4 protein-coding genes are annotated in these 3982 nt (G+C 70.2%); all 4 read right to left on the reverse strand.

What is annotated here, in order from left to right:
• The coding region (locus C1I97_RS32945; protein WP_111006696.1) for an FtsW/RodA/SpoVE family cell cycle protein at positions 1-1398 on the reverse strand (1398 nt) is incomplete at its 3' end.
• Between the two features lie 27 nt (positions 1399-1425).
• Entirely contained in the window at positions 1426-2988 is a 1563-nt protein-coding gene (locus C1I97_RS32950; RefSeq protein WP_111006697.1) for a Stp1/IreP family PP2C-type Ser/Thr phosphatase, read from the reverse strand.
• A 140-nt stretch (positions 2989-3128) separates the two neighbouring features.
• Positions 3129-3641 (reverse strand): FHA domain-containing protein FhaB/FipA, encoded by a 513-nt coding sequence (locus tag C1I97_RS32955; protein ID WP_111006698.1) that lies wholly within the window; start codon positions 3639-3641, stop codon positions 3129-3131.
• 10 nt (positions 3642-3651) lie between these two features.
• Positions 3652-3982: FHA domain-containing protein (locus C1I97_RS32960; protein WP_146608366.1), on the reverse strand; the 331-nt coding region annotated here is incomplete at its 5' end.

A 3982-nucleotide genomic window follows, 5' to 3' on the forward strand; every position in this document is an offset into this window, starting at 1 on the left:
TTCGCACTGCAGGTCTTCGTCGTGGCCGGCGGTGTCGCTGATCCGGAGCAGGATGCCGATCAGAGCCCAGTTGGCGATGACGGAGGAGCCGCCGTACGCCAGGAACGGCATTGTCATGCCGGTGAGCGGGATGAGGCCCATCACACCGCCGGCCACGACGAAGACCTGCAGTGCGAAGGCGCCGGACAGGCCGATGGCGAGCAGTTTTCCGAAGGGGTCGCGGGCGGCCAGCGCGGTGCGTACGCCGCGCTCCACGATCAGGGCGTAGATCAGCAGGATCGCCATGATGCCGGCCAGGCCCAGTTCCTCGCCGAAGGTGGCGAGGATGAAGTCGGAGTTGGCGGCGAACTTGATGAGGTCGGAGTGACCCTGGCCGAGGCCGGAGCCGAGGGTGCCGCCGGAGCCGAACGCCCACAGCGCTTCCATGGACTGCTCGGAGTGGCCGTCCACGCCCGCCTGGCTGAGCTTGTACTCCCCCATCGGGTCGAGCCAGGCCTGGACGCGCTGTTGGACGTGCGTCTCGAAGCTGGCCACACCGACGGCGCCCGCCGCGGACATCAGCAGACCGAAGACGATCCAGCTGGTCCGCTCGGTGGCGACGTACAGCATGATGACGAACATGCCGAAGAACAGCAGCGACGTGCCGAGGTCGGTCTCGAAGACCAGGATCAGGATCGAGATGGCCCAGACGACCAGGATCGGGCCGAGGTCGCGGCCGCGCGGCAGGTACAGGCCCATGAAGCGGCGGCTGGCGAGGGCCAGCGCGTCGCGCTTCACCATCAGGTAACCGGCGAAGAAGATGGCCAGCACGATCTTCGCGAACTCACCGGGCTGGATGGAGAATCCGGCGACCGAGATCCAGATCTTCGCGCCGTAGATGTTCTGCCCGAGGCCGGGGACCAGGGGCAGCAGCAGGAGGACCAGCGCGCCGACCATGGAGATGTAGGTGTAGCGCTGCAGGGCGCGGTGGTCCTTGAGGAAGATCAGGACCACGATGAACAGAGCGATGCCCAGGGCCGTGTACATCAGCTGCCGTGGCGCGGCCGTTCCCGCCTGCTTGACGGCCTGCAGCAGTTTCGACTGGTCCAGCCGCCAGATGACGACCAGTCCGAGCCCGTTCAGCAGCGTGGCCAGCGGCAGCAGCAGCGGATCCGCGTACGGGGCGAACTTGCGTACGACGAGGTGGGCGACGCCGGCCAGCAGGCCCAGGCCCAGGCCGTAGCTCAGCAGACCGGCGGGCACCTGGTTGTTGATGGCCAGGCCCACGTTGGCGTAGGCGAAGACCGGGATGGCGACGGCGAAGACCAGCAGCGCGAGCTCGGTGTTGCGCCGGCTCGGCGCGCCGATCGCGCCGATCGTGGACGTGTGGTGCGTCGACGGGTTGGTAGTGCTGCTCATCGTGTGACAGGGCCTCTCACGGCTTGCCTACTGCTTACCGCACAGCGAGACGACCTTCTGCTCTTCCTCCGAGAGAGTGGGGCCGGGGCTGGGAGTGGACGCGGTCGCGGACGGGGACGACGGTGACGACGGGGACTTCGACGCCGACGGGTTCGGCGCCGGTGTCGCCTTGGACGTGAAGGCGGTGCGGGTGGTTCCCGTGGTGCTCGCGGTGCTCGCGGTGCCGTCGGCCTGGCCCTGGCCCGACTTGGCGTTGTTCTCCTCGGCGGCCCGGCGCTGCGCCTCCTTCTTGCACGCGGAGGCCTGCACCGCCAGCTCGTCGATCTTCCTGCGGGCGTCCTTGAGGCCGCCCTCGGCGATCGTCGCTCTGACCTGCTTCTGCTGGTAGGGCGGCAGGTACTTGAGTTCGATCTCGGGGTGGTCCGTCTCCACCGCGGACAGCTTCACCCAGGCCAGGTCCTGGCTGATGCCCCGGTACAGCGCGACGTGCTCCTCGTTGGCGCCGACGTAGTACTGCGTCTGCGTCCAGCGGTGGCCGCCGTACAGGCCGCCGCCGATGACGGCGAGCGTGAGCACGCTGTAGAAGGATCTCTTCAGCCACCTGCGGCTCTTCTTCGGCTTGACGAAGTCGTCGTCGCCGTAGGCGCCGAAGCCGGCCGCGGGGGCGTAGCCGGTGGTGTCGCCGGAGCCGGGCGGGCCGAACCCGCCGCCCCCGCCGCCCTGTCCGGGAACCTGGCGGCCGAGGCCGGAGGCGCGTCCGGCCGGGGTCTGCATGATGTTGTTGTCGTGCAGGTGGTGCTGGTTCTCGGCGACCGCGCCGACCACGACGGGGGTGTCGGACAGCTGTCCGGCGAGGGTGTCGCCGGTGTCCAGGTCCAGGACGTCGGCGACGATGACGGTGATGTTGTCCGGGCCGCCGCCGCGCAGCGCGAGCTGGATCAGCTCCTGCACGGTCTCCTGGGGGCCCTGGTAGCTGGCGAGGGTCTCCTCCATCGTCTGGTGGGAGACGACGCCGGACAGGCCGTCGGAGCAGATCAGGTAGCGGTCGCCGGCGCGGACCTCGCGGATGGACAGGTCGGGGTCGACGTGGTCGCCGCTGCCCAGGGCGCGCATCAGCAGGGCGCGCTGCGGGTGGGTGGTGGCCTCCTCCTCGGTGATGCGTCCCTCGTCGACGAGGCGCTGCACCCAGGTGTGGTCCTGCGTGATCTGGGTCAGCACGCCGTCGCGCAGCAGGTAGGCGCGCGAGTCGCCGACGTGCACGAGGCCGAGCCGCTGGCCGGTCCACAGCAGGGCGGTGAGCGTGGTGCCCATGCCCTCCAGCTGCGGGTCCTCCTCGACCATGGCGCGCAGCTGCTCGTTGGCGCGCTGTACGGCGGTGCCGAGGGAGGTGAGGATGTCGGAGCCGGGGATGTCGTCGTCGAGGGCGACGATGGTGGAGATCACCTCGGAGGAGGCGACCTCGCCGGCGGCCTGGCCGCCCATGCCGTCGGCGATCGCGAGCAGGCGCGGTCCGGCGTAGCCGGAGTCCTCGTTGCCCTCGCGGATCATGCCTTTGTGTGATCCGGCGGCGAAGCGCAGTGACAGACTCATGCGCACCTCGCCCGTCGGCTCCGGGTACAGCCGATCGTGTCGAGCCACACTGCCCACCCTCCGGTCGGGAGCGCGCCGGGGCCCGGGGTGCCGGCCGCCGCTGCGTGCTCGCTCCGCTCGCGCTCATTCATGACGTAGCACTACTTCCGCAGCTCGATGACGGTTTTGCCGATGCGGATCGGCGCGCCCAGCGGGATCGGTGTGGGGGTCGTCAGCCGGGACCGGTCCAGGTACGTGCCGTTGGTGGATCCGAGGTCCTCGACGATCCACTGGCCGTCGCGGTCCGGGTAGATCCTGGCATGGCGGCTGGAGGCGTAGTCGTCGTCCAGCACGATCGTGGAGTCGTGCGCGCGGCCCAGGGTGATCGTCTGGCCCTGCAGCGCGACGGTGGTTCCGGTGAGGATGCCCTCGGTCACCACCAGCTTGGTGGGGGCGTTGCGGCGCTGGCGGCCGCCGCCCTGCTGGCCGCGCTGGGGCGGGGGCGCGGCCTGCCGCGCGGCCTGCTGCGGCCTGGCGACCTCCCGGCGGGCCCCCCGCTGGGTGACACGCGTACCGAACAGGTCGCTGCGGATGACCTGCACGGCCACGATCACGAACAGCCACAGTACGGCCAGGAAACCCAGCCGCATGACCGTGAGGGTCAGCTCTGACATTGCCCCCGCTTCACCCTTCGGCTTGCCTATAGATAACGGTGGTGCTGCCCACGACGATCCGCGAGCCGTCGCGGAGCGTAGCGCGGGTGGTGTGCTGCCCGTCCACCACGATGCCGTTGGTGGACCCGAGATCCTGGATCGTCGAGGGCGTTCCGGTCCGGATCTCGCAGTGCCGGCGGGAGACGCCGGGGTCGTCGATCCGCACGTCGGCGTCGGTGCTGCGGCCCAGCACCAGCGTCGGACGGGAGATCTGGTGGCGGGTGCCGTTGATCTCGATCCAGTGGCGGGTGCGGCCGCCGGCCGGCGGGACCTCCCAGGCGCCCTCCGCGCCCTCCGCGGCC

It is taken from the genome of Streptomyces sp. NTH33, assembly GCF_003236365.1.
In the GTDB taxonomy this organism is placed as follows: Bacteria; Actinomycetota; Actinomycetes; order Streptomycetales; family Streptomycetaceae; genus Streptomyces.